The sequence below is a fragment of the Streptomyces sp. NPDC059989 genome, assembly GCF_042736975.1.
Taxonomy (GTDB): Bacteria; Actinomycetota; Actinomycetes; order Streptomycetales; family Streptomycetaceae; genus Streptomyces.
Genome location: NZ_JBHWUO010000017.1, coordinates 64281 through 89344 on the forward strand (window position 1 = coordinate 64281; position 25064 = coordinate 89344).

15 protein-coding genes are annotated in these 25064 nt (G+C 70.6%); 9 read left to right on the plus strand and 6 right to left on the minus strand.

Annotated elements, in window-relative coordinates:
* Window positions 1-117 precede the first annotated feature (117 nt).
* From ACFWBN_RS17475 to ACFWBN_RS17500, 6 genes are all read left to right on the plus strand, one after another.
* Window positions 118-1041 (plus strand): D-alanyl-D-alanine carboxypeptidase family protein, encoded by a 924-nt coding sequence (locus tag ACFWBN_RS17475; RefSeq protein WP_385177592.1) that lies wholly within the window; start codon window positions 118-120, stop codon window positions 1039-1041.
* A 207-nt stretch (window positions 1042-1248) separates the two neighbouring features.
* Complete coding sequence (locus ACFWBN_RS17480) at window positions 1249-2991, plus strand: ABC transporter substrate-binding protein (protein WP_385177440.1); 1743 nt, start codon at window positions 1249-1251, stop codon at window positions 2989-2991.
* 21 nt (window positions 2992-3012) lie between these two features.
* Window positions 3013-4194: an ABC transporter permease gene (locus tag ACFWBN_RS17485; RefSeq protein ID WP_385177442.1), complete on the plus strand. Its 1182-nt coding sequence runs from the start codon at window positions 3013-3015 to the stop codon at window positions 4192-4194.
* Entirely contained in the window at window positions 4191-5177 is a 987-nt protein-coding gene (locus ACFWBN_RS17490; RefSeq protein ID WP_385177444.1) for an ABC transporter permease, read from the plus strand. The genes ACFWBN_RS17485 and ACFWBN_RS17490 overlap by 4 nt, the downstream gene beginning before the upstream one ends.
* Window positions 5177-6190 carry an ABC transporter ATP-binding protein gene (locus ACFWBN_RS17495; RefSeq protein ID WP_385177446.1) on the plus strand — a complete coding sequence of 338 codons (1014 nt, stop codon included), beginning with the start codon at window positions 5177-5179 and terminating at the stop codon, window positions 6188-6190. The genes ACFWBN_RS17490 and ACFWBN_RS17495 overlap by 1 nt, the downstream gene beginning before the upstream one ends.
* Window positions 6187-7170 (plus strand): ABC transporter ATP-binding protein, encoded by a 984-nt coding sequence (locus ACFWBN_RS17500; RefSeq protein WP_385177448.1) that lies wholly within the window; start codon window positions 6187-6189, stop codon window positions 7168-7170. Before ACFWBN_RS17495 ends, ACFWBN_RS17500 begins: the two co-directional genes overlap by 4 nt.
* Window positions 7171-7591: 421 nt before the next feature.
* Here ACFWBN_RS17500 and ACFWBN_RS17505 read toward each other — a convergent pair whose 3' ends face one another.
* Complete coding sequence (locus ACFWBN_RS17505) at window positions 7592-9691, minus strand: prolyl oligopeptidase family serine peptidase (protein ID WP_385177450.1); 2100 nt, start codon at window positions 9689-9691, stop codon at window positions 7592-7594.
* A 182-nt stretch (window positions 9692-9873) separates the two neighbouring features.
* Here ACFWBN_RS17505 and ACFWBN_RS17510 point away from each other — a divergent pair, with 182 nt between their 5' ends.
* On the plus strand, window positions 9874-11328 hold the full coding sequence (locus ACFWBN_RS17510) for an MFS transporter (RefSeq protein WP_385177594.1): 1455 nt from the start codon (window positions 9874-9876) through the stop codon (window positions 11326-11328).
* A 12-nt stretch (window positions 11329-11340) separates the two neighbouring features.
* Here ACFWBN_RS17510 and ACFWBN_RS17515 read toward each other — a convergent pair whose 3' ends face one another.
* From ACFWBN_RS17515 to ACFWBN_RS17535, 5 genes are all read right to left on the minus strand, one after another.
* On the minus strand, window positions 11341-11886 hold the full coding sequence (locus tag ACFWBN_RS17515; protein WP_385177452.1) for a hypothetical protein: 546 nt from the start codon (window positions 11884-11886) through the stop codon (window positions 11341-11343).
* A 24-nt stretch (window positions 11887-11910) separates the two neighbouring features.
* Window positions 11911-13296 carry a cytochrome P450 gene (locus ACFWBN_RS17520; RefSeq protein WP_385177454.1) on the minus strand — a complete coding sequence of 462 codons (1386 nt, stop codon included), beginning with the start codon at window positions 13294-13296 and terminating at the stop codon, window positions 11911-11913.
* A gap of 188 nt (window positions 13297-13484) precedes the next feature.
* Window positions 13485-15014, minus strand: coding sequence for a helix-turn-helix domain-containing protein (locus ACFWBN_RS17525; protein ID WP_385177456.1), 1530 nt, complete (start codon window positions 15012-15014; stop codon window positions 13485-13487).
* A gap of 208 nt (window positions 15015-15222) precedes the next feature.
* Window positions 15223-17073, minus strand: coding sequence for a pre-toxin TG domain-containing protein (locus ACFWBN_RS17530; RefSeq protein ID WP_385177458.1), 1851 nt, complete (start codon window positions 17071-17073; stop codon window positions 15223-15225).
* Complete coding sequence (locus ACFWBN_RS17535; RefSeq protein ID WP_385177460.1) at window positions 17073-20222, minus strand: hypothetical protein; 3150 nt, start codon at window positions 20220-20222, stop codon at window positions 17073-17075. Before ACFWBN_RS17535 ends, ACFWBN_RS17530 begins: the two co-directional genes overlap by 1 nt.
* A gap of 374 nt (window positions 20223-20596) precedes the next feature.
* On the opposite strand from ACFWBN_RS17535, the gene acnA reads away from it, so the two are divergent.
* Both acnA and ngcE read left to right on the plus strand, forming a co-directional pair.
* Window positions 20597-23326, plus strand: a complete 2730-nt coding sequence (gene acnA / locus ACFWBN_RS17540) for an aconitate hydratase AcnA (protein WP_385177462.1) — start codon at window positions 20597-20599, stop codon at window positions 23324-23326.
* Window positions 23327-23631: 305 nt separating this feature from the next.
* The gene (gene ngcE / locus ACFWBN_RS17545; RefSeq protein WP_385177597.1) at window positions 23632-25056 is read left to right on the plus strand and encodes an N-acetylglucosamine/diacetylchitobiose ABC transporter substrate-binding protein; all 1425 of its coding nucleotides are present in this window, start codon (window positions 23632-23634) and stop codon (window positions 25054-25056) included.
* Window positions 25057-25064 lie beyond the last annotated feature (8 nt).

Below are 25064 nucleotides of genomic sequence, written 5' to 3' on the forward strand. Positions count from 1 at the left end.
GGGTGGGGGGGGGGGGGGGGTTTTTTTTTTTGTTTGGGTGGGGGGGGGTTTTTCTTGGGCCCCCCGCCCCTCCACTTTCTTCTGCCAACACGGGGACCGAACTTGATATCGAAGCTGATGCGCCGCGGGCGCGCCGCACTCGCCGTCACCATCGCCACCGGAGCCCTGCTCACGGTGTCCGCTCCGGCCCAGGCCGCAGCCGCGCCGCCCGTCACCGCCGCCGGCGCGTTCATGGTGGACGGAACCACGGGGGCCGAGCTCTTCTCCAAGGACGCCGACACCAAGCGCCAGATGGCGAGCACCACCAAGATCATGACCATGATCGTGGTGACCACCTCTCCGGGGGTCGACCTCACCAAGAAGGTCACCATCCAGCAGGAGTACCTGGACTACGTCGTCCGGGAGGGCGCGAGCTCGGCCCACCTGAAGGCGGGTGCCACCCCGACGGTCCGCCAGCTGCTGTACGGGCTGATGCTGCCCTCGGGCTGCGACGCCGCCTACGCGCTCGCCGACACCTTCGGCTCGGGCGCGACCACCCAGGCCCGTACGGCCGACTTCATCGCGAAGATGAACGCCAAGGCGAAGGCCCTGGGCATGACCAACACGGTCTACGACTCCTTCGACGGCATCTCGCCGACCGGCAACAACCTCACGACCCCGCGCGACCTCGCGAAGCTGACCAAGTACGCGATGACGGGCACCACCTTCAAGAGCGTCGTGAAGACCGTCGAGTACAGCAGCGGCGGCACCTCCACCGACGCCACCTGGAAGAACAGCAACCTGCTCGTCCAGCCCCGCCCCACCGGGTACGAATTCCCCGGCGCGATCGGCGTCAAGACCGGCACCGGCACCGCGGCCGGCAAGTGCCTCGTCTTCTCCGTGACCCGCAACGGCAAGACCGTCATCGGCGTCCTGCTGAACGACGAGGAGCGCTACGCGGACTCGATGGCGCTATCGGACTGGGCCCTCGGCTCGGCCGCCGGCTCCAAGGCGGCGGTCCAGCGCAGCAACACCGAGCCGATCCCGGACATCCTGGACTGACGGCGAGGACCGCCCGCCACCCGGAACCGGCGCAGTCGCGCCGCTCCGGGCCGGCGGGCGGTCCGCTTTGGGCGGGCCCAACAGCCTTTGGGCCAGGGGGATTTGGACACGGCTGGATAACGGCGGTGCAAACCTCTTGTCAGTACAATTTCACATTACTATGTTACCGGTCACATCCTAGAGCGCGGCCCTTCACTGGAGTGACCCATGACCAAGCGCACCCAACTCGCCCTCGCCACCACCCTGGTGGCGGCACTCGCACTCGGCGCCTCGGGCTGCTCCGACACCAAGAAGGGCTCCGCGGGCGCGGGCGCCGCCAACCCGGCCGCGGCCAACGACGGCAAGATCCTCGGCGGCACCCCGGTCAAGGGCGGCACCCTCACCGTCCTGTCCAACCAGGACTTCGCCCACCTCGACCCCGCCCGCAACTGGGTCATGCCGGCCATGGACTTCGGGACCCGGCTGCTCTACCGCACGCTCGTCACCTTCAAGGCCGAGCCCGGCAAGGCCGGCAGCGAGCTGGTCCCCGACCTCGCCACGGACCTCGGCACCCCCTCCAACGGCGGCCGCACCTGGACCTTCACCCTCAAGGAGGGCGTGAAGTACGAGGACGGCTCGCCCATCAAGGCCCAGGACATCAAGTACAACGTCGAGCGCTCCTTCGCCCCCGACCTCACCGGCGGCCCCGACTACGCGGCCCAGTACCTGGCCGGCACCGAGGGCTACAAGGGCCCGCTCCAGGGCAAGCACCTCGACTCGGTCAAGACCCCGGACGACCGGACGATCGTCTTCGAACTCAAGCGGCCCGTCGCCGAGTTCTCCGCGACCGCCACCCTCCCCACCTTCGCGCCCGTGCCCCAGGCCCAGGAGAAGGGCACCCAGTACGACGCCCGCCCGTTCTCCTCCGGCCCGTACAAGATCGAGTCGTACGACCGCGACAAGAAGCTGGTCCTGGTCCGCAACGAGCACTGGGACGCCAAGACCGACACCGTCCGCAAGGCCTACCCGGACAAGTTCGTGGTCGTCATGGGCCTCAAGGGCGGCCAGATCGACGACCGGATCATCGCGGGCGAGGGCGCCGACGCCTCCACCGTCCAGTACATGGACATGCGGCCCGAGAGCGCCCCGAAGGTGCTCCCCAAGCCGGAGGTCAAGGCCCGCCTGCTCGCCGAGTCCCAGGGCTGCACCGAGATGCTCTACCTGAACAACTCCCGGGCGCCCTTCAACGATCCCAAGGTCCGCGAGGCCATGCAGTACGCCGTCGACAAGGAGGCCGTGATCACCGCGGGCGGCGGCCCGGCCCTCAACGAGGTCGCCACCGCCTACCTGCCCCCGGCCCTCTCCGGCGGCAAGCAGGCCGACACCCTCAAGATCGCCCCGGCCGGCGACCCGGCCAAGGCCAAGGAACTCCTCAAGGCCGCGGGCAAGGAGACCCTCAAGGTCTCCCTCGCCGTCTCCACCGGCGACAAGGGCAAGGCCGAGGCGATCCAGCAGGGCCTGTCCCGCGCCGGCATCGAGGTCGTCGTCGACACCATCGACCCGGGCGCCTACTACGACGTCATCGGCGACCTCTCCACCACCCCCGACATGACGCTCACCGGCTGGTGCCCCGACTACCCCTCCGGCTCCACCTGGATCCCCTTCGTCTTCGACGGACGCACCATCAAGGAGAAGGGCAACCAGGGCAACAACAGCCAGTTCCGCGACGACGCGACCATGAAGCGGATCGACGAGATCAACGCCATGGCCGACGCCAAGCAGGCCAACCAGGCCTGGATCGACCTCGACGCGGAGATCATGAAGAAGTCCCCGGCCATCCCCGTCCTGCTGGAGCGCAAGCCGCTGCTCGTCGGCCCCAACATTGCCGGCGCCTACGGCCACCCTGTGTGGACCGGCACCATCGACTACGGCACGGTCGGCCTCAAGGACCCGTCGAAGAGCCAGGGCTGAGGAATCCGGAGCTCAGAGATCATGACCACCACCCCACCGGTCCCGGACGACCGGGCAGCCCCCGAGCCTGACGGCACCCCGCCCGCCGGCGCCGCCCGAGCCTCGGGGGCCCCACCGGCCTCGGGCGCCGCACCGGCCCTGGGCGCCACCTCGGCCCTTGGGCCTGACGGCACCCCGCCCGCCGGCGCCGCCCGAGCCTCGGGTGCAGCACCCGCCTCGGGCGCAGCACCCGCCCCGGGCGCAGCACCCGCCCCGGGCGCCGCAGCAGCCCTCGACGCCTCCACCGCCCGGCCCGCGCCAGCGCCCGGCAGCAGCCCCTGGCAGCTCGCCCGGCAGGAGCTCCGCCGACGCCCCGCCGTCCGCGTCAGCCTCGGCCTCGTCCTCCTCTTCGTCCTCATGGCCGTCACCGCCCCCTGGCTGGGCGCGCTCGGCGGCTGGTCCCCGGAGGAGTTCGACAAGACCGCCATCGACCCCTACCTCGGGGGCCAGCCGCTCGGCTCCCTCGGCGGGATCAGCCCCGAGCACTGGCTCGGCGTCGAACCCGTCACCGGCCGCGACCTGTTCGCCCGCGTGGTCCACGGCGCCCAGGTCTCCCTGCTCATCGCCTTCGCCGCCACCGCCATCGTGGTCCTCGCGGGCACCGCCGCCGGAATCGCCGCCGGCTACTTCGGCGGCCGCACCGACGCCGTCCTGTCCCGGCTGATGGACCTGACCATGTCCTTCCCCTCCCTCATCTTCATGATCGCGATGCTGTCGGTGGCCAAGGACGTCAACCGCATCGTCCTCATGACCGCCGTCATCGGCCTCTTCGGCTGGCCCGGCGTGGCCCGCGTCGTCCGCGGCCAGACCCTCTCCCTCAAACACCGCGAGTACGTGGACGCCGCCCGCGTCGGCGGATCGAGCTCCTGGCGGATCCTGACCCGCGACATCCTCCCGGGCGTCTCCGGCCCGGTCATCGCCTACACCACCCTGCTCATCCCCGGCATGATCAGCACCGAGGCCGCGCTCAGCTACCTCGGCGTCGGCGTCCGCCCGCCCACCCCCTCCTGGGGCCAGATGATCGCCGAGTCCGTCGCCTTCTACGAGACCGACCCCATGTACTTCGTCATCCCGAGCGTCTTCCTCTTCCTCGCCGTGCTCGCCTTCACCCTGCTCGGCGACGCCCTGCGCGACATCCTCGACCCGAGGGGCGGCCGCAGTTGATCCTCTACCTCGCCCGCCGGCTGCTCGCCCTCGCCGGCGTGCTCCTCGCCATCGCCGCCGTCACCTTCCTCATCTTCTACGTCCTGCCCTCCGACCCGGCCGCGGCCGCCTGCGGCAAGACCTGCAGCGCCGAGCGGCTGGCCGACGTACGGGCCTACCTCGGCCTCGACCAGCCCCTGTGGCGGCAGTTCGCCGACTTCCTCACCGGGATCTTCACCGGCCGCACCCTCGGCACCGGCCAGTACGCCGTCGCCTGCGACTTCCCGTGCCTCGGCTACTCCTACGAGAACTCCCTGCCCGTGTGGGACCTGCTGATGGACCGGCTCCCGGTCTCCGCCTCCCTCGCCCTCGGCGCCGCCGCGCTGTGGCTGGTCCTCGGACTGGGCGCCGGCGTCACCGCCGCCCTGCGCAAGGACACCGCCACCGACAAGGCCCTGATGGTCGGCGCGGTCGCCGCCGCCTCGCTGCCCGTCTACTTCACCTCCGTGATGCTCATCTACGGGGTCATCCGCATCGCCGGCCTCCTGCCCTACCCCACCTACGAGGCCCTCACCGACGACCCGCTCGCCTGGGCCTCGAACCTGCTGCTGCCCTGGACCGCGCTCGCGCTGCTCTACGCCGCCATGTACGCGCGCCAGAGCCGCGGTTCGATGATCGAGGCGATGGCCGAGCCCTACATCCGCACCGCCCGCGCCAAGGGCATGCCCGAGCGCACCGTCGTCGTCAAACACGGGCTGCGCTCCGGGATGACCCCGATCCTGACCATCTTCGGCATGGACCTCGGCGGACTCCTCGCCGGAGCCGTGATCACCGAGTCCATCTTCGGACTCCCCGGCATCGGGAGGCTGTTCTACGGCGCCCTGGTCAGCTCCGACCAGCCCGTGGTCCTCGGCGTCACCCTGCTCGCCGCCTTCTTCATCGTCGTCGCCAACCTCGTCGTCGACCTCCTGTACGCCGTCATCGACCCGAGGGTGAGGTACTGATGGCCGCCCTGCTCGAAGTGCGCGACCTGCGCGTCACGTTCACCACCCCGCGCGGCACCGTACGGGCCGTCGACTCGCTCGGCTTCACCGTCGAGGCCGGCCGCACCCTCGGCATCGTCGGCGAGTCCGGCTCCGGCAAGTCCGTCACCTCGCTGGCCGTCATGGGCCTGCACCGGGGCGCGGCCGAGGTCGCCGGCTCCGTGGCCCTCTCCGGGCGCGAGCTGACCGGCCTCTCCGAACGGGAGCTGTCCAAGATCCGCGGCCGCAGGATGGCCATGATCTTCCAGGACCCGCTCTCCAGCCTGCACCCCTACTACACGGTCGGCGAGCAGATCGCCGAGCACTACCGGGTGCACTTCAAGGCCGGGCGGGCCGCCGCGCGCAGACGGGCGATCGACATGCTCGGCGAGGTCGGCATCCCCGAACCGGCCCGCCGGGTGGGGGAGTACCCGCACCAGTTCTCCGGCGGCATGCGCCAGCGCGCCATGATCGCCATGGCCCTGGCCTGCGAACCCGATCTGCTGATCGCCGACGAGCCCACCACCGCGCTCGACGTCACCGTGCAGGCCCAGATCCTGGAGCTGATCGCCCGGCTCCAGCAGGAGCGCGGCCTCGGCGTCGTGATGATCACCCATGACCTGGGCGTGGTCGCCCGCGTCGCCCACGAGGTGCTGGTCATGTACGGCGGCCGGGCCGCCGAACAGGCCCCGGTCGACGCCCTGTTCGCCGACCCCGCCCACCCCTACACCCGGGGCCTGCTCGACTCGCTGCCCCGCCTCGACACTGCCGACGACGCACCGCTGCCCTCCATCCCCGGCTCCCCGCCCTCCCTGCTCGCACCCGCCCCGGGCTGCGCCTTCGCCCCGCGCTGCCCGCGCGCCGCCGAGCCCTGTGACGACGTACGGCCCGAGCTCCTGGCGTACGGGAACGGGAACGGGGACGCGGGCGGACCGGAGCGGCTGGTGGCCTGCCACTTCGCCGGCGCCCGTACCGCCGAGGAGGCGGCCCGATGAAGACGACGAGCTCCGAACCGCTGCTGTCCGTACGGGACCTCACCATGGCCTTCCCCGGGAAGCGGTCCGCGACCGGGCGCCGGGGGGCGCCCGTGCGCGCCGTGGACGGGGTCTCCTTCGACCTGGCCGCCGGGCAGACCCTCGGCCTGGTCGGGGAGTCGGGCTGCGGGAAGTCCACCACCGGCCGGATGATCGTGCGGCTGCTGGAACCCACCTCGGGCCGGGTCGCCTTCGAGGGGAAGGAGATCGGCCGGCTCTCCCAGAGCGCCATGCGGCCGCTGCGCAAGAACATCCAGATGGTCTTCCAGGACCCGCACTCCTCCCTCAACCCCCGCCAGACGGTGGCCCGCATCATCTCCGATCCGCTGCTCGTCCAAGGCTGGAGCGCCGGCGACGCCCGCCGCCGGGCCGCCGAGCTGATGGAACTGGTCGGCCTGATCCCCGAGCACATCGACCGCTACCCGCACGAGTTCTCCGGCGGCCAGGCCCAGCGCATCGGCATCGCCCGCTCGCTGTCCACCAGCCCCCGGCTGATCGTCGCCGACGAGCCCGTGTCCGCCCTAGACGTCTCCGTCCAGGCCCAGATCGTCAACCTCATGGAGCGGCTGCGCACCGAACTGGGCCTCGCCTACGTGTTCATCGCGCACGACCTGTCCGTGGTCAAGCGGGTCAGCGACCGGGTCGCGGTCATGTACCTCGGCCGGATCGTCGAGATGGGGGACAAGAAGTCCCTCTACGAGAACCCCCAGCACCCGTACACCCGGGCGCTGTTGTCCGCCGTACCGCTGCCCGACCCGGCGGCGGAGCGGCGGCGGGAGCGGATCGTGCTGCTCGGCGACCCGCCGAGCCCGGCCGCTCCACCCCCGGGCTGCACCTTCCACCCGCGCTGCCCCAAGGCGCAGGACATCTGCCGCACCGAGCGGCCGTTGCTGCAGCTCGCCGCCTCCCGCGAGGTGGCCTGTCACTTCCCGGGTGACTGACGGGGATCCACGGGAAGAAGGAGGGCCCCGGAGCCAATGGCGTCTCCGGGGCCCTTCGGGTGCTGCCGGGCTGCTCAAGCCGGGTCGATGTTGTCGACACCGGACGCGACATCGCGAACACGCCGGCGCAGCAGCCGATGTGGCACGTACTCATACCGCTCAGCCATCGGACGGCTCTTCGACGCTGCCGATGAAACGCGCTGGAATCGCACGGGTACGCCTTCGGACTTGAGCGGGCCCGAGATCTGCCGCACCGAGCGGCCGTTGCTGCAGCTCGCCGCCTCCCGGGAGGTGGCATGTCACTCGGTGAAAAGAGAGGGGCCCGGGTGACTGACGGGGATCCACGGGAAGAAGGAGGGCCCCGGAGCCAATGGCGTCTCCGGGGCCCTTCGGGTTCATCGGCCGGATCATCGGTCCCGGTTCATCGGCCCAGTTCGCGGCGGAAGAACTCCAGCTCCAGCGCCATGATCTTCTCCCGTGTCCCGTCGGGGGTCATGTGGGTGACGCCGGGCAGGGCCAGCAGCTGGTGCGGGCGGCCCGCGGCCGTCAGGGCCTGGGAGAGGCGCAGGGTGTGGGAGGGGTGGACGTTGTCGTCGGCCAGGCCCGTGACCAGCAGCAGCGGGCGGGAGAGGTTCGGGGCGTCCGCGATGAGCGAGTCCCGCTCGTACACCTCGGGGTGGTCCTGGGGCAGGCCCAGGTACCGCTCGGTGTAGGCCGTGTCGTAGTGCCGGAAGTCGGTCGGCGCGGCCCCGGCCGCCGCGGCGTGGAAGACGTCCGGGCGGCGCAGCACCGCCAGCGCCGACAGGTAGCCGCCGTAGGACCAGCCGCGGACGCCGACCCGGCCGAGGTCGAGGTCGGTGTGGCGGGCGGCGAGCGCGTGCAGGGCCGCGACCTGGTCCTCCAGGGTGACCTCTGAGAACCCGCGGTACATGGCGTGGGTGAAGGCGGGCGAGACGTACGGGGTTCCGCGGTTGTCGACGGTCACCACCGCGAAGCCCTGGTCGGCCCACCACTGGCGGGCCTGCCAGCGGCGGGGCTCGGCGGACACGTCCTGCATGCCGGGCCCGCCGTAGCTGTCCATCAGCACGGGCAGCCGCGTGCCCGGGACGTGGCCGCGGGGCAGGACGAGGGCGGTGGGGACGCCGTGCTCGGTGACCCGCTCCAAGGCCGGGACCACCCGGTAGGGCAGCGGCTCCGACAGGTCGGCGGGGCTGAACTCCCGGCCGTCCGGGGTGCGTACGGTGCGCCGGATCCCGTCGGCGTCGGCGGAGGTCAGCAGCAGCACCCCCGCCGAGGCCTGGACGCCGTGCACCCCGGGCCCGTCGGCGAGCGGGGTCGTCTCCCCGGTGGCGGGGTCCAGCAGCAGCACCTGCTGTTCGGCGGGGTCGCGCAGCCCGGCCGTGATCAGCAGCCGGCCCTCGTGGACGCCGGCGACGCCGCGGACCTGGATCCCGTCGCCGGTGATCACCGCGCCGTCGACCGCGAGGGCGCGGGCCGCCCCGCCCGTGGGGGTGCCCCCAGCGGTGGCCGGGGGAGTGTCGGCGGTGGTGAGCATCCGCCCGTCGGGGAGCCGGGCCGGGGTGCCGGGGACCAGGGGGTCCACCCACTGGGGGTGCGTGGTGCGGGACAGCTCCCGGGTACGGCCGGTGGCCGGGTCGGCGGAGAGCAGCAGGACGGTGCGCTGCAGCCGGTCCTGGACGGTCAGCAGGATCTCCGTCTCCGCTGTATCACCGGCGGGCCAGCCCGCGTCGGAGACGTACGGGTAGGCCTCCGCGTCCCAGTCCAGCCGTATCCGGGCCCCTTCCGGGCCGAGCACCCACAGCTGGACGTCGGCGTTGGGCCCGCCCGCCTCCGGATACGCGAAGTCCTCGGCCGGCAGCTCGGGGCGCGCCGGATCGGCGAACCAGCGCCGCTGGAGGGCGGTTTCGTCGACGCGGGCGGCGAGCAGGGTGACCCCGTCCGGGGACCACCAGTGCCCCCGGGCGCGGCCCAGCTCCTCGGCGGCGGCGAACTCGGCGAGCCCCCAGCGGGCGCCGTCGGCGGGGCTGACCCGGCCGCCCGGGGCGACGTACAGGGCGTCGGCGGTGACGTACGCGGTGCGGGAGCCGTCGGCGTTCGGGCGGGGGTCGACGGCGGGGCCGGCCGCCGGGATCTCCTCGGGCTTCCCGGCTCCGTCGGCCGTGACCCCGTAGAGCCGCCCGTAGAGCGCGAAGACGGCGCGCCGGCCGTCGCCGGAGAGCGCGTACGAGCCGATGCCGGCGGCGGACAGGCGGATCCGCTCGCGCAGTCGGCGCTCCGCGGCGGGGAGGTCGCCGGGCTCGGGGCACAGCTCGCGCGGGTCGGCAAGCCGGGTCTCGATGCCGGAGGCCGTGTCGAGGACCCAGAGGCCGTCGAAGGCGTCGGTGGGGCCGGTCGAGCGGAGGAACCAGAGCAGCCGGCCGTCGTCGCCGAAGGCGAAGGCGCGCGGGGCCCCGTAGGTGAATCGGGCCGTGCTCGCGGAGAGCCTGAGGAAGTCATCCATCATCGTAGTTTGACATGTGAAATGTCACATAGGCTAGGCCGTTCGAGTGGTGACGCCCGGTGTCCGGGCTTAGCGTCGACAGGGTGGACCCGAACGCAACGCCGACCAGCACCGGGACCGACGGCAAGGTCCGAGGGGGCGGGAACGGGCTCGCCCTGTTCGTCATCGCCTCCTGCCAGCTCATGGTGGTCCTCGACATCACCATCGTGAACATCGCGCTGCCGCACATCCAGACCGCCCTCGACTTCTCCACCGAGAGCCTCTCCTGGGTCGTCAACGCCTACACCCTCACCTTCGGCGGCCTGCTGCTCCTCGGCGGCCGCGCCGGCGACATCCTCGGCCGCAAGCGCGTCTTCATCTTCGGGGTCCTGCTCTTCGGTCTGGCCTCCCTGCTCGGCGGACTCGCACAGAACGCGGGCCAGTTGATGGCCGCCCGGGCCCTCCAGGGCGTCGGCGGAGCCATCGCCTCCCCGACCTCCCTCGCACTGATCACCACCACCTTCCGCGAAGGGCCCGCCCGCAACCGCGCCTTCGGCGTGTTCGCCGGAGTCTCGGCCGGCGGCGGCGCGATCGGCCTGCTCGCCGGCGGCATCCTCGTCGAATGGCTCGACTGGCGCTGGGTGCTCTTCGTCAACGTCCCCATCGCCCTGGTGATCGCCCTGCTGGCGTCGAGGGTCATCCGCGAGTCCGAACGCCACCCCGGACACTTCGACTTCCCGGGCGCACTGCTCGGCACCGCCGGCATGGTCGCGCTCGTCTACGGCTTCATCCGCGCCTCCCAGGAAGGCTGGCGCGACGCCTGGACCCTCGGCTCCTTCGCCGCCGCCGTGGTCCTGCTGACCCTGTTCATCCTCAACGAGAAGCGCTCGCCGCAGCCGATCACCCCGCTGCACATGTTCGCCGACCGCAACCGGGCCGGGACGTACGGCATCATGCTCATGCTCGCCTGCGCGATCTTCGGCATGTTCTTCTTCCTGACGCTCTTCGTCCAGAACGTCCTCGGCTTCAGCCCCTTGCGGGCCGGCCTCGCCTTCCTGCCGGTCAGCGTCATGATCGCGGTGGCCGCCGGGGTCACCTCGCAGCTGCTGCCGAAATTGGGCCCCAAGCCCTTCATGGTCACCGGCGCGCTGTGCTGCGCGGCCGGGCTGGCCTGGCTGACGCAGACCGACATCCACTCGACGTACCTGGGCAGCATCCTGGGCCCGATGCTGGTGTTCAGCACCGGAATGGGCCTGCAGTTCGTCTCGCTGACGCTGATGGCCCTCTCCAACGTCCCGGACCGGGAGTCGGGCGCGGCGTCCGGCCTGCTCAACTCGATGCAGCAGGTGGGCGGGTCGCTCGGCCTGTCGATCCTGGTGACCGTCTTCGGCACGGCCAGCCGCAACGAGGCCAGGGACCAGGTGCCGTCGTTCCTGCGCACGGCCAACCCCGCGCAGCGGGCCTTCTTCGAGCGCACCGGACAGCTTCCGAAGCCCTGGGGCGACCAGGTGCTCACCTCGGGCGTGGCCGCGGCCTTCGTGGCGGCGGCGCTGTTCACCCTGGCCGGCGCGGTCATCGCGGTGTTCGCCATCCAGGTCCGGCCCTCGGACCTGGAACGGCTCCAGGGCAACCACACCCCGAGCGCCGACCGGGCCTGATGTCCTCCGTCCTCAGGCGAGTGCGGTGCGCAGGCGGGCCGCGTCCGCCCGGGTGTTCATCCGCAGGGCCAGCCAGGAGCCGTCCGCGAAGGCGAGGTCCACCCGGGTCGGGCGGCGCCGCGGCAGGGGTACGCGGCGCAGGGTGCAGGCGGCGGAGAGGGACTCGCGGCCGGGGTCGCCGCGCCCCCACGGCGGCCGGACGGTGACCTTGCCCGGGGCCGCGGTGAAAGTGCCGTACGGGCCCCGGGTTTCGGTGTGCCAGTGGGTCCAGTGGAGGCCGTGCAGGGCCAGGGCGAGACGGCCGGCCTCGCTGTCCCAGCCGCCCCGCAGGGCCGGGCCGTGGAGGAGCCGCCCGACCAGGCGGGCGGCCCGCTCGAAGGGGTCGGCGAGCGCCGATACGGCGTCGGCGAGGTCGTCGGGGAGCGCGGTCAGGAAGCGGAAGAGGAAGAAGCCGCCGATCCGGTGGAGCAGGCGCTCCGGAGCGGGCGAGCCGGGCAGTATCGCCCGCGCGGGCCGGCGTACGTAAGGGGACAGACGCCCCGGAATCTCCTCGTCCATCGGCCCATGATGGCCGCGCGGTCCCTACCCGTCCAACCTCCTGACCCGGCAGCGCGCCGGGCCGTCCGTCCGCAGGGTGATGCCGGCGCTGACCGGGATGTCGGTGTCCACGGCCTCGAACTCGTACGTCCGCAGGATCATCGCCAGCGCGATCACCGACTCCAGCATCGAGAAGTGCTGTCCGATGCAGGCGCGCGGGCCGCCGCCGAAGGGGAACCAGGCGTAGCGCGGACGGTCCTTCTCCGCCTCCGCGGTGAAGCGCTCCGGGTCGAAGCGGTCCGGGTCGGGCCAGTAGCTCGGGTGGCGGTGCGTCACCCACGGCGCCAGTATCACGTCCGCGCCCGCGGGGACGGTGTGGCCGCCGATCTCGGTGGCGGCCACGGCCTTGCGGCCGATGACCGGCGCGGCCGGGTAGAGGCGCATGGCCTCCTTGAGGACCTGGGTGAGGTACGGGAGCCGGTCCAGGTCGGCGGCCTCGGGCGTACGGTCGCCCAGGACCCGGGAGATCTCCTCGCGGGCCCGGTTCTGCTCCTCGGGATGGCGGGCGAGCAGGTGCAGGGCGAAGGAGAGGGAGGTGGCGGTCGTCTCGTGCCCGGCGAGCAGGAAGATCAGCACCTGGTCGCGCAGCTCGGAGGCGTCGAACTCCCCGTCGTCCGAACTCTTCGCGGCGGCGAGCAGTGTCAGCAGGTCCTCGCCGGGCCCATCGGCGGTGGCGGCGGCGCGCCGCTCACCGATGATCTTGTCGCACACGGCGTAGAGCTCGTCCATCGCGGCGGCGGCCCGCTTGTTGGCCGGAGTCGGCCAGGTGCGGGGGATGTTGGCGGGGGAGTAGCCGCGGCGCAGCACGTATTCGGTGATGACCGGAAAACACCGGTCGACGACATCGACGGTGGCCTCCACGTCGGTGCCGAAGAGGATCCGGGCGACCGCGCGCAGGGCGAGGTGCATCATCTGCTCGGAGACGTCGACGATGCCGTCGGGCGCCTTCTCCCAGCCGGCGACGACCGCGGCGGTCTCGGCGGCCACGGCCCCGGCGTAACCGTCCACCCGGCGCCGGGTGAACAGCGGCTGGACCAGCCGGCGCTGGCGCAGGTAGTCCTCGTCCTGACTGGTCAGCAGCCCGTTGCCGAAGGAGTCGCGGACCTCCTGGTAGAAGGGGTTGTCCTTGCGGAAGTTGGCCGACTCCGAGGCCAGCACCTGCTGCGCACCCTCCGCGGAGAAGACGCAGTACAACTCGGCCCGCAACCCCGGCGGCCCGGCGGTGATCCGCACGACGTCGCCGTGCCGCTGCCGGGCCCGCAGATAGGTCCCGAGCGAGTCCGACTTCAGCTCGAAGAGCGACCCCACCAACGGCGCCCCCGCCAGAGCGGGAACCCCCACAGCCACATCCGCCCCGGCCCCGACCGCCATGTCCGCCCCTTTGTCCCGTTGCAACGCCCTCCCGATTCTGCCGCCTTCCGATGCCCGGTGGCGAGGACGACCACCCCATCGGGCCGAATCCCGCCCATGCGGGGCGCGCATGAGCGGGGGCGGAGACACCGGCGACTGCCTACAGACGGCCCGGGGGACGGAAGGCGTCCCGACCCGCAGTCGATGCGTCAGATATCGCGGAAGATCTCGATCTGGGCGCCCACCGAGTTGAGGCGTTCGGCCAGTTCCTCGTAGCCGCGGTTGATGACGTAGACGTTGCGGAGGACCGAGGTGCCCTCGGCCGCCATCATCGCCAGGAGGACGACCACCGCCGGGCGCAGGGCCGGCGGGCACATCATTTCCGCCGCGCGCCAGCGGGTGGGGCCCTCGACCAGGACGCGGTGGGGGTCCAGGAGTTGGAGGCGGCCGCCGAGGCGGTTGAGGTCGGTGAGGTAGATGGCCCGGTTGTCGTACACCCAGTCGTGGATCAGGGTCTGGCCTTGGGCGACGGCGGCGATGGCCGCGAAGAAGGGGACGTTGTCGATGTTCAGCCCGGGGAACGGCATCGGGTGGATCTTGTCGATCGGGGCTTCGAGCTTGGAGGGGCGGACCGTGAGGTCGACCAGGCGGGTGCGGCCGTTGTCGGCGCTGTACTCCGCCGAGCGGTCGTGGTCCAGGCCCATCTCCTCCAGGACCGCGAGCTCGATCTCCATGAACTCGATCGGGACCCGGCGGATCGTCAGCTCCGATTCCGTGACGACCGCGGCGGCGAGCAGGCTCATCGCCTCGACCGGGTCCTCGGAGGGGGAGTAGTCCACGTCCACGTCGATGTTCGGGACGCCGTGGACGGTGAGCGTGGTGGTGCCGACGCCCTCGACCTTGACGCCCAGCGCCTCCAGGAAGAAGCACAGGTCCTGGACCATGTAGTTGGAGGAGGCGTTGCGGATGACCGTGACGCCGTTGTGCCGGGCGGCGGCCAGGAGCGCGTTCTCGGTGACCGTGTCCCCGCGCTCGGTCAGCACGATCGGGCGGTCGGGGGAGACCCCGGCCTCGACCTGCGCGTGGTAGATGCCCTCGGTCGCGGTGATGTCCAGGCCGAAGCGGCGCAGGGCGATCATGTGCGGCTCGATGGTGCGGGTGCCGAGGTCGCAGCCGCCGGCGTACGGCAGGCGGAACTGGTCCATCCGGTGCAGCAGCGGGCCCAGGAACATGATGATGCTCCGGGTCCGGCGGGCGGCGTCCGCGTCCATGGCGTCCATGTCGAGGCGGGCCGGCGGGATCAGCTCCAGGTCCACGCCGTCGTTGATCCAGCGGGTGCGGACACCGATGGAGTTCAGGACCTCGAGGAGGCGGTAGACCTCCTCGATGCGGGCCACCCGCCGCAGGACCGTACGGCCCTTGTTGAGGAGGGAGGCGCAGAGGAGGGCGACGCACGCGTTCTTGCTCGTCTTGACGTCGATGGCGCCGGACAGGCGGCGGCCGCCGACGACCCGCAGATGCATCGGGCCGGCGTAGCCGAGGGAGACGATCTCGCTGTCGAGGGCTTCACCGATTCGGGCGATCATCTCAAGGCTGATGTTCTGATTGCCGCGCTCGATGCGGTTCACGGCGCTCTGGCTGGTGCCGAGAGCATCGGCCAGCTGACTCTGTGTCCAGCCCCGGTGCTGCCGGGCGTCACGGATGAGCTTGCCGATGCGTACGAGGTAGTCGTCTGCCATGGCTGCACCGTATCTCAGATATGAGATGTCGATCGCGCCGGGTGTAGCAGACGGGTGTTACCGACCGTCAGCTTCCCTGCCGGGGCCCGTGGATCGGGCAGGGGGTTTGGGCTACTCCTGGGGCGCATGGTGACGTTTGCGACCTCTGTTCCTTTCGTTCCTCCATGTGTCGGTTGTCCGGCCATGGTGTGTGCCTACTGTGCCGGGCTCAGCGCAGCCTCTGCTGCGCGAACTCCGTTGCCAGAGGCGCCAGCTGCTCGGCGACCCGGTCCAGCTCGGCGGAGGTGAGATCGGCGGCTATCGCTTCGAAAGCCACGCCCTCGCGCTCCAGCTCGCGCACCGTCGCCCGCGTGGGGGCGCCGCGCGGGACCACGCCGAAGAACTTCACCTGCGAGAGCGTGAAACGGATCGGTACCTGTTCGGTGCCGATGAAGAGATGGGTGAGGCCGGGCCGGCCCGGCACGTCATTGCGCGAGAGCCGCTCGATGTCGCGCCGGATCTGGCCGCCCCGCTCCGCATGGACGTACTCCTTCGCCACATCCTCGAAGGTCTGGGTGAACGGCTTGCCGCGGGCCTGGGCGATGGCCTGGCGGATCTTGAGCCTCTCCTTCACCAGCGCGATGAAGGACAGCCGCTCCTCGGCGGTCAGCGAGGAGACTCCGCCCTCGCCCAGATGCAGGTCGCGCACCACGTCGTCGCCCGCCTTGACCTCGAAGACGGCGACCGGGACCAGCTCGCCCTTGTCCCGGTAGGCCAGCATCCCGTCGGTGAACTGCCTCCCGTCCTCCCCTCGGATCATGTGCCCGGGGATGTACTCGATCTTCTTGCGCCCCGTCCCCTTGATGCCGAGCGCGTACGCCCCGGCGGGGTCCCGCAGCCACGGGAGGACCCTGGACTCGATCAGCTCCTCCAGCAGCTGGCCCTTGAGGTGCCCGGGGTTGGGGCCCTTCTCCAGGATCCGCAGGAGGGACGGCGCGTCGATGGCGTGCAGCACGGGGAACTGTTTGCGGAGCCGGGCCAACAGCTCGATGATCCGCGGTTCGTGCTCGATGACGGCCACCAGCACCCCCCGGACCAGTTTCGGCAGCGCCTTGGCCACCTCCCGGGCCAGCTCCGCCTCCCATTTCCGGTGCAGCCGCAGCTCCTTCTCCGCCCGCCGGATCACCTGTGCGGCCTCCGGCTCGGCCGCCACCCGCGCATCGGCGGCTATGGCCAGGCGCCACCCCTGCACCTCCCGCCCGTACAGCTGGACCAGGCGCGCCTCGGTGTACATGGCCCGGCCCGCCCGGACCAGCCGCCCCGCCGTCGGCAGCAGCACGGACGCCGCCATCACGCCCCGCTCGGCGTCGGTGAGGGCGTACCCGAAGAGGTCCCGGCCGGTGTACACCTCGTAGGAGGTCGCGATGTTGCCGACCACGGGGATGAGCCCGATGGCCATCTCCACGGCATGCACGATCAGGGGCCGTTCGATGGGGATGTCCATCGCCGGGTTCCTGTCGGCCGGCAGCCGCTGGGCCATCCTGATGTCCGCCAGCACGTCGGGCCTTTCGACCAGGAAGTCCAGGAACGAGGCCTGGGCGCTGAGCTGGAGGAAGAGGCGGTCCAGCGGATGCCCTCGGAACCAGCGCAGGAACTCGGCCGCCACCTCCCCCATGATCCCCTGGATCTCGCGGTTGTCCTCGATGAGGTAGCTCTTGCCGTTGAACTTGTCGATGACCACATGGGTCCGCCACAGCGGATCGGCCTCCAGCCGGCGGCAGAAACGGACGTACTCCTCCTGCTTCGCCTCGTAGGCCTTGCGGACCGCCGGGTCATCGGTGTTCGAGGGGCACAGCTCCCGTTCCGCCTCGCGCAGCCAGTGAACGCGCCAGCCGTCCGACCCTCCGGGGAAGAACGCCGCCTGCACGGGGGAGCGCGTCACGTGCTCCCGCATCAGCTCGGCCCCCCGCCGCAAGGTTCCGATCTCGGCCGCGCCGGCCCTGCCCGCGAGACCCTGGCGCACTTGGAGGTCGGTCAGGGTGATCTCCCGCATGTGGCCCGCCAGGTTGAGCGTCGCCATCAGCGCTCCACCCACTCCCCGTCCGGATTCTTCGTCCACCTCGGCAGGGTGTCGTCGGGCCGCAGGTGCACCAGGGTGGTCGGGATCCGCACCTTCCACGGCTCGCCCTGCGGCACCTCCTCACCGGGCCGGTCCAGCCGCTCCGCGATCTCGTCGGCGATCGGCAGGTAGAGCGGGCTGGAGATGGGCGGAAGCGGACCGCCGTTCCACAGTTCGCCGAAGTTCATGTAGTGGTCGATGGCCCCCTCGAACCCCGGTCGCGCCGGCACGGTGACCCGGCAGTAGCCAGCCTTGATGAACTGGTTGAACACCGGATCCGGATCCTCGTACGACAGCCGCTCGTCCCACCGGTCCTTGCGTCCCCAGAAGTACGGGTACGCCACCCAGGTCAGGTGCTCCCACTCGAAGGCCTGCTCGAAGAAGCGGACGTAGGCGCCTTCCCCGGCCGCCTCCCAGACGTCGATCTGCGGGATTCCCCCCGCCCCGGCGTCGATGGCGTCGAACAGGTCGAAGTGCTGCTCGGTCAGCACGCTGATGCAGCTCTTGCGCAGCTCGTCGGTGATCAGCTGCTGGTTGGCCTGCGGGTTGCGGCCGCGGATCGCCACGCCCGCCTGGAGCTGGAGCTCGGCCAGCTTCGCCTCGTACTCCGCGAGCCGCGCCCGGTAGGCGGTGGTCAGCTTGGCGTGGGTCTCCAGCCGCCACTTGTCCATGGCCCGGGCGGTGCGCCGGCACTTCACCTCCACGGCGACCGCGATCTGGGAGGCGCGGAAGGTGTCGAGGGCGACCGGCACCGAATCCCGCTCGTCGTCCAGGGCGGTGCTCCACACCCAGGCGTTGGTGTTGGTGAACCGGTGCTGCCGCCGGCCGATGACCACATCCAGGGTGAAGGCGTCCGACCAGATGTTGGCCACGTGCCCGACCGAGGCGTGCACCGCCTGGTAGCCGTCGTCGATGGCGATCTGGCCCGAGTGGTTGTAGTTGGTCTTGCTGTCGCCGCCCCCGCCCTTGAAGTCGAAGGATTTCGTGCGGTAGGGCTCCGGCGGCGGCGCGACGTCCGTCGCCCCGTAGGCCCGCACCCAGAAGGGGTAGTTGTACTCGCTGATCCGGTTCGGCCGCAGCGGGAACTCCGGGGGCTTCACCAGGTCGACCGTGCTCGCGTGGGCCGACTGCAGCGAATGGATCAGGAAGGCCGCCGGCTCGGGGATCATGAAGTCGAACATCGTGCGCAGCCCGTAGTTGTACATCTGTGCCTCGTAGACCTTGTTGACCCACTGGTAGACGCCCGAGATGTGGCCGATGCCGTTCTTGTTGTCCAGGCCGTGGGTGTTCTTCTCCGTCACCTCCGTCGTGACCCTCAGCGAGGTGCGCTCCAGCACCCGCTCCGAGATCCGGTTGGCGCTGCGTTCGGTCACGTCCTGGGAGAAGGTCGACGCCGACTTGGTCGCCTCCTCCTTGGAGCGGGAGACAGAGCCCTCGGCCGAGGCGGAGAACTCCACCGTGGGTCCGTACTTCCCCGAGACGGTCAGCCCCGCCTTGAGGGAGGCGTCCTCCTTGATGACCTCGCTCGACTCCTTGGTCATCTCGAACCGGTCGGTGGACTCCAGCTCCCGCTCCTCCGAGGTCGTCACCTCGGTCTCGCGGAAGGTGATCTGCTCGGTCTCCTGCCGGCGGGTGTGCTCGCGCTGTTTGGACTCGCCGCGCAGCACGTTCTCGATGTGGGCCACGTCCGCCGCCTCGTAGCCGATCAGCTGCTGGCGTACGAGCAGCAGGTCCGCCATCCCGGCCGGTTTCACCCGGCCCCGCGTCGCCGGGATGCGGGGGTCGCCCAGGGGGATCCTGTCCGGGGCTTCGGCCTCGCCCACCACCAGGGCGGTCCAGGGCGAGGGCAGCGGGGTGGAGACGGTGACGAGCGCGTCCCCGACCCGTTTGACGCTGCGCCGCGCCGGCTGCCCGTACAGCGCGTCCAGCTCGGCGCCGAGCGCCTCCACCTCGTCGACCAGGTAGGCCACGATGCGGTCCAGCGGCTCGCCGGTGAGGTCGATGCCCCGGCTGGTCATCAGCGTCCGCGTCTCGGCCGATACGCGGGCGGCCCCCGTCTCGCCGAGGCGGAAGGCCACCGCGCCGAGGACCGGGCGCAGGAACTGCAGCTTGCCGTCCAGCAGGTCCGGCTTGGAGCCGAAGAGCTGCCCGGCCAGCTGCGCCGCGCCGGCCACCAGCGAGGGGGACTGCGGGGTCGGTTCGGGATCGGCCGCCACCGGGGTGCCGCCGCCCGCCCGGGCCTCCAGGGCGCGCAGGTTGGCCGTCTCCAGCTTTCCGTGGAACTCGATCTGCCGCAGCAGCTCGGCCGTCGGCTCGGCGGGCGGCAGCGCTCCGGGGAAGGCCTCCTGGACCGGGACGTGGAAGCTGTCCCCGGTGAGCCCGGTCAACTCCGCCATGGCGGAGCGCAGCTGTCCGTGGCCGCGCAGCAGCTCCCCGGCGCGCTGCTGCCGGGCGGCGGCCTTCTCCCGCTCGGCGGCCCGCTGGCGCCGGGCCGCCTCGACGGTGGACAGGGCGGGCTCCAGCCCGGTCGGCCCCGGCAGTTCCACCGAGCGTTTGCGGGCGCGCCGCAGCTCCTCCACCGTGGCGGGGAAGGCCGGGAACTCGGCGGTCCGGGTCAGCTGGACCACGATCTCCAGGTGGCGCAGCTGGTGGGTCAGCGCCTCGATCGGTTTGCCGTGCTCGTCGGGCAGGTACTTGATGGCGAGCAGGCTGTCCCGCAGCCGGGCCAGGGCCTCCTTGAACTCCGCCCCGGCGGCCACGGCCTCCGGGGCGCCCCCGTACGCCTCCCGCACCGCGCCCAGCACGGAGCGGCGCAGCGGTACCCCCGGTCCGGTGGCGTCCTGCCGCACCGGACCGGCCAAGGCGTCCAGCGCGGTGGAGAAGGCGGCGGTCGCGGCGGCGAGCGGGGTCCTGGCGGGATCGCCCACGAAGCGCGCGGAGGCGATGAAGGCGCGCGCCACCGCACGCACTTCGGTCCGTGGATCGGCCGACGAGGAGGCGGCGGCCAGCGCGGTCTGGAAGTCGGAGGACTGGGCCAGCCCGATGCTCGGGTTGACGGGGTCCTGCTGTACGGGCGGACGCATGAGCGAAAGACGGAAGAGCGGTTCCATGATGGCCCCCCAGCCGAGAATCTTCACTGTCTGTCACCGACAATGTGCTCGATTCTCGGATCGGTTACTCTCGGCTACCACTCCCTCCACCCTGATGAGTGGATCCAGAGACCGGAATTGACTGCTCCGTCTCATTCGCCGACGGAATCCGGGCAGGCCGAAGCGGCCGCCCGGTCGGCGGATGTGACAGATCCGGGAGAGCGCGCCTCGTTCCGATCCCCGTACATGTACTAGAGTTATCTCGACATCGAGATATCTGCCGAAGGCGAACCGCAGCCGCCCCCGCTGGTAAGGGTTACCTAACTTAGTCTTACCTTAGCGGATTGGCCAAGGGGCGTGGCGGCAGGATGCGGTAATACGCGCGAAATTCATGCATGAAGGAGACTGTCGTGTCGGCGAACAGCTTCGACGCCCGCAGCACGCTGCAGGTGGGCGACGAGTCGTACGAGATCTTCCGGCTGGACAAGGTTGAGGGCTCCGCCCGCCTTCCCTACAGCCTGAAGGTCCTGCTGGAGAACCTGCTCCGTACCGAGGACGGCGCGAACATCACCGCCGACCACATCCGGTCGCTCGGCAACTGGGACTCCCAGGCCCAGCCCAGCGAGGAGATCCAGTTCACGCCGGCCCGCGTGATCATGCAGGACTTCACCGGCGTCCCCTGCGTCGTGGACCTCGCCACGATGCGCGAGGCCGTGAAGGCCCTGGGCGGCGACCCGGCGAAGATCAACCCGCTCTCGCCCGCCGAGATGGTCATCGACCACTCGGTCATCGCCGACAAGTTCGGCACGAAGGACGCCTTCGCGCAGAACGTCGAGCTGGAGTACGGCCGCAACAAGGAGCGCTACCAGTTCCTGCGCTGGGGCCAGACCGCCTTCGACGACTTCAAGGTCGTCCCCCCGGGCACCGGCATCGTCCACCAGGTCAACATCGAGCACCTGGCCCGCACGGTCATGGTCCGGGGTGGCCAGGCGTACCCCGACACCCTCGTCGGCACCGACTCGCACACCACCATGGTCAACGGCCTGGGCGTGCTGGGCTGGGGCGTCGGCGGCATCGAGGCCGAGGCCGCGATGCTCGGCCAGCCGGTCTCCATGCTGATCCCGCGCGTCGTGGGCTTCAAGCTGACCGGCGAGCTGCCCACCGGCACCACCGCCACCGACCTGGTGCTGACCATCACCGAGATGCTGCGCAAGCACGGTGTCGTCGGCAAGTTCGTCGAGTTCTACGGTGAGGGCGTCGCCGCCACCTCCCTCGCGAACCGCGCCACCATCGGCAACATGTCGCCGGAGTTCGGCTCCACCGCAGCGATCTTCCCGATCGACGACGAGACGCTGAAGTACCTGCGCCTGACCGGCCGCGACGCCCAGCAGGTCGCGCTCGTCGAGGCGTACGCCAAGGAGCAGGGCCTGTGGCTGGACCCGGCCGCCGAGCCGGACTTCTCCGAGAAGCTGGAGCTCGACCTCTCCACGGTCGTCCCCTCCATCGCCGGCCCGAAGCGCCCGCAGGACCGCATCGTCCTGGCCAACGCCGCCGAGCAGTTCGCGCAGGACGTGCGCAACTACGTCGAGGACGACGACGAGGCGGGCAAGGAGTCCTTCCCGGCCTCCGACGCCCCGGCCGCCGTCAATGGCGTGCCGACCCGTCCGACCCAGGTCACCCTGGCCGACGGCACCTCCTTCGAGATCGACCACGGCGCCGTCACCGTCGCCGCGATCACCTCCTGCACCAACACCTCGAACCCCTACGTCATGGTCGCCGCGGCGCTCGTGGCCAAGAAGGCGGTCGAGAAGGGCCTGACCCGCAAGCCGTGGGTCAAGACCACCCTGGCCCCGGGCTCGAAGGTCGTCACCGACTACTTCGACAAGGCCGGCCTGACCCCGTACCTCGACAAGATGGGCTTCAACCTCGTCGGGTACGGCTGCACCACCTGCATCGGCAACTCCGGTCCGCTGGACGAGGAGATCTCGAAGGCGATCAACGAGCACGACCTCGCGGTCACCTCGGTGCTCTCCGGCAACCGCAACTTCGAGGGCCGGATCAACCCCGACGTCAAGATGAACTACCTGGCCTCCCCGCCGCTGGTCGTCGCGTACGCCATCGCGGGCTCCATGAAGGTGGACATCACCACCGAGGCCATCGGCATCGACACCGAGGGCAAGCCGGTCTTCCTGGCGGACATCTGGCCCTCCGAGGCCGAGGTCAACGACGTCGTGGCGAACGCCATCGGCGAGGACATGTTCAGCAAGTCCTACCAGGACGTCTTCGCGGGCGACGCCCAGTGGCAGGCGCTGTCGATCCCCACCGGCAACACCTTCGAGTGGGACCCGCAGTCCACCTACGTGCGCAAGCCCCCTTACTTCGAGGGCATGACGATGGAGACCACCCCGGTCTCCGACATCGCCGGCGCCCGCGTGCTGGCGAAGCTGGGCGACTCGGTCACCACCGACCACATCTCCCCGGCCGGTGCGATCAAGGCCGACACCCCGGCCGGCAAGTACCTCACGGAGCACGGCGTCGAGCGCCGCGACTTCAACTCGTACGGTTCCCGCCGCGGCAACCACGAGGTCATGATCCGCGGTACGTTCGCCAACATCCGCCTGCGCAACCAGATCGCGCCGGGCACCGAGGGCGGCTTCACCCGCGACTTCACCGTCGAGGGCGCGCCGGTCTCCTTCATCTACGACGCCTCGCAGAACTACCAGGCCGCCGGCATCCCGCTGGTCATCCTGGCGGGCAAGGAGTACGGCTCGGGCTCGTCCCGCGACTGGGCCGCCAAGGGCACCGCGCTGCTCGGCGTCAAGGCCGTCATCGCCGAGTCCTACGAGCGCATCCACCGCTCCAACCTGATCGGCATGGGCGTCCTGCCCCTGCAGTTCCCCGAGGGCGCCACCGCGGCCTCCCTGGGCCTCACCGGCGAGGAGACCTTCGCCTTCACCGGTGTGGAGGAGCTGAACAACGGCACCACCCCGCGCACCGTCAAGGTCACCACCGACACAGGTGTGGAGTTCGACGCGGTCGTCCGCATCGACACGCCGGGTGAGGCGGACTACTACCGCAACGGCGGCATCATGCAGTACGTGCTCCGGAACCTCATCCGCGGCTAGTCACGGCTGAGCAGACCGGCGCCGAAGGGCCGTATCCCCGCCAAGGGGGTACGGCCCTTCCGCTTTTGCGGGGGCGGTCCCAGATGACGGACAGGTCTCAACTCGGAAAAGCTGGCGGCCATACGTGTGCATGATCTTGCTCACACGAGCGGAAGTGGACTATACCTGTGCCCGTCCGGATCACCGCGAGACGAGTGGCCCCGGACCGGGGGATGGGCGGGGACCTGCGGAAACATCCGCATGCACGGCAATCGCCGTGACTTTCCGGCCTCCTTCACACTTCTGACGAAGGCGAGGACATGAGCATGGGATCCACTGGTGAGGGCCTCGGCCGTCGCGATCTGATCAAGCGCTCTGCGGCACTCGGACTGATCACGGTGCCGACGATGAGCTTCCTGTCCGCCTGCGCCTCCGGCGGCGAGGAGTCCACGAAGGGCCCGGCCAAGGCGCCGGTGACCAAGGAGAACCCGTTCGGCGTCGCCAAGGGCGGCAAGCTGGACGTCGTGGTCTTCAAGGGCGGTTTCGGCGACGACTACGCGAAGGCCTGGGAGGCCGCCTTCGACAAGAAGTGGGGCACCACCAGCTCCCACCTGGGCACCCAGGAGATCACCGCCAAGCTCCAGCCCCGCTTCAACGGAGGCAACCCGCCGGACGTCGTCGACGACTCGGGCGCCCAGCAGATCAAGCTGGACGTGCTCGCCAAGGGAGGTCAGCTCGCCGACCTCACCGCCGTCCTGGACGCGCCCTCGCTCGACGACCCGACCAAGAAGGTGCGCGACACCCTCGTCGACGGCGCCTACGAACAGGGCCTGCTCGGCGGCAAGTTCGTCGCCCTGAAGTACGTCTACGCCGTGTTCGGCTTCTGGTACTCGGGCAAGCTCTTCAAGGACAAGGGCTGGGCGCCGCCCAAGACGTGGGACGAGTTCCTGGCCGTCTGCACCAAGGCCAAGGAGGCGGGCATCGGCGGCCTCGCCCACCAGGGCAAGTTCCCGTACTACATCAACGTCGTGATCATGGACCTCATCGCCAAGAAGGGCGGCCTGGACGCCGTCAAGGCGATCGACAACCTCGAACCCAACGCCTTCGAAGGCAACGCGGCCGCCCTCGCCGCGGTCGAGGCGGTCTACGAGGTGGTCGAGAAGGGCCTGCTGATGCCGGGCACCAACGGCCTGACCCACACGGAGTCCCAGACGGCCTGGAACCAGTACAAGGCCGCCTTCATCCCCTCCGGATCCTGGCTGGAGAACGAGCAGCTCAAGCAGACCCCGGAGGACTTCGACATGAAGTTCCTGCCGGTGCCGCTGCTCGCCGACAGCAAGCTGCCCCTCGAGGCCATCCGGGCCGGCGTCGACGAGCCCTTCATCGTCCCGGAGAAGGCCGCCAACAAGTCGGCGGGCCTGGAGTTCCTCCGCTCGATGCTGTCGCGGGAGTACTCGACGATCTTCGCCCAGCAGGCCAACTCCCTCACCGTCGTCAAGGACGGCGTGGACCCGAGCGTCAAGCTCCGGCCGGGCACCCAGTCCGCGGTGGAGGCGCTCAAGGCCGCCGGCACCAACACCTTCGCCTACCGGTACCCCGACTGGTACAGCGAGATGGACACCGAGATCCAGAACGCGTCCAATGAGCTGATGGCCCAGCGGATCCAGCCGAAAGAATGGATCAAGAGGGCCCAGGCTGCGGTAAACAAGGCGGCCCAGGACCCGAACGCCAAGAACAACAAGCGCAGCTGACCACCGCA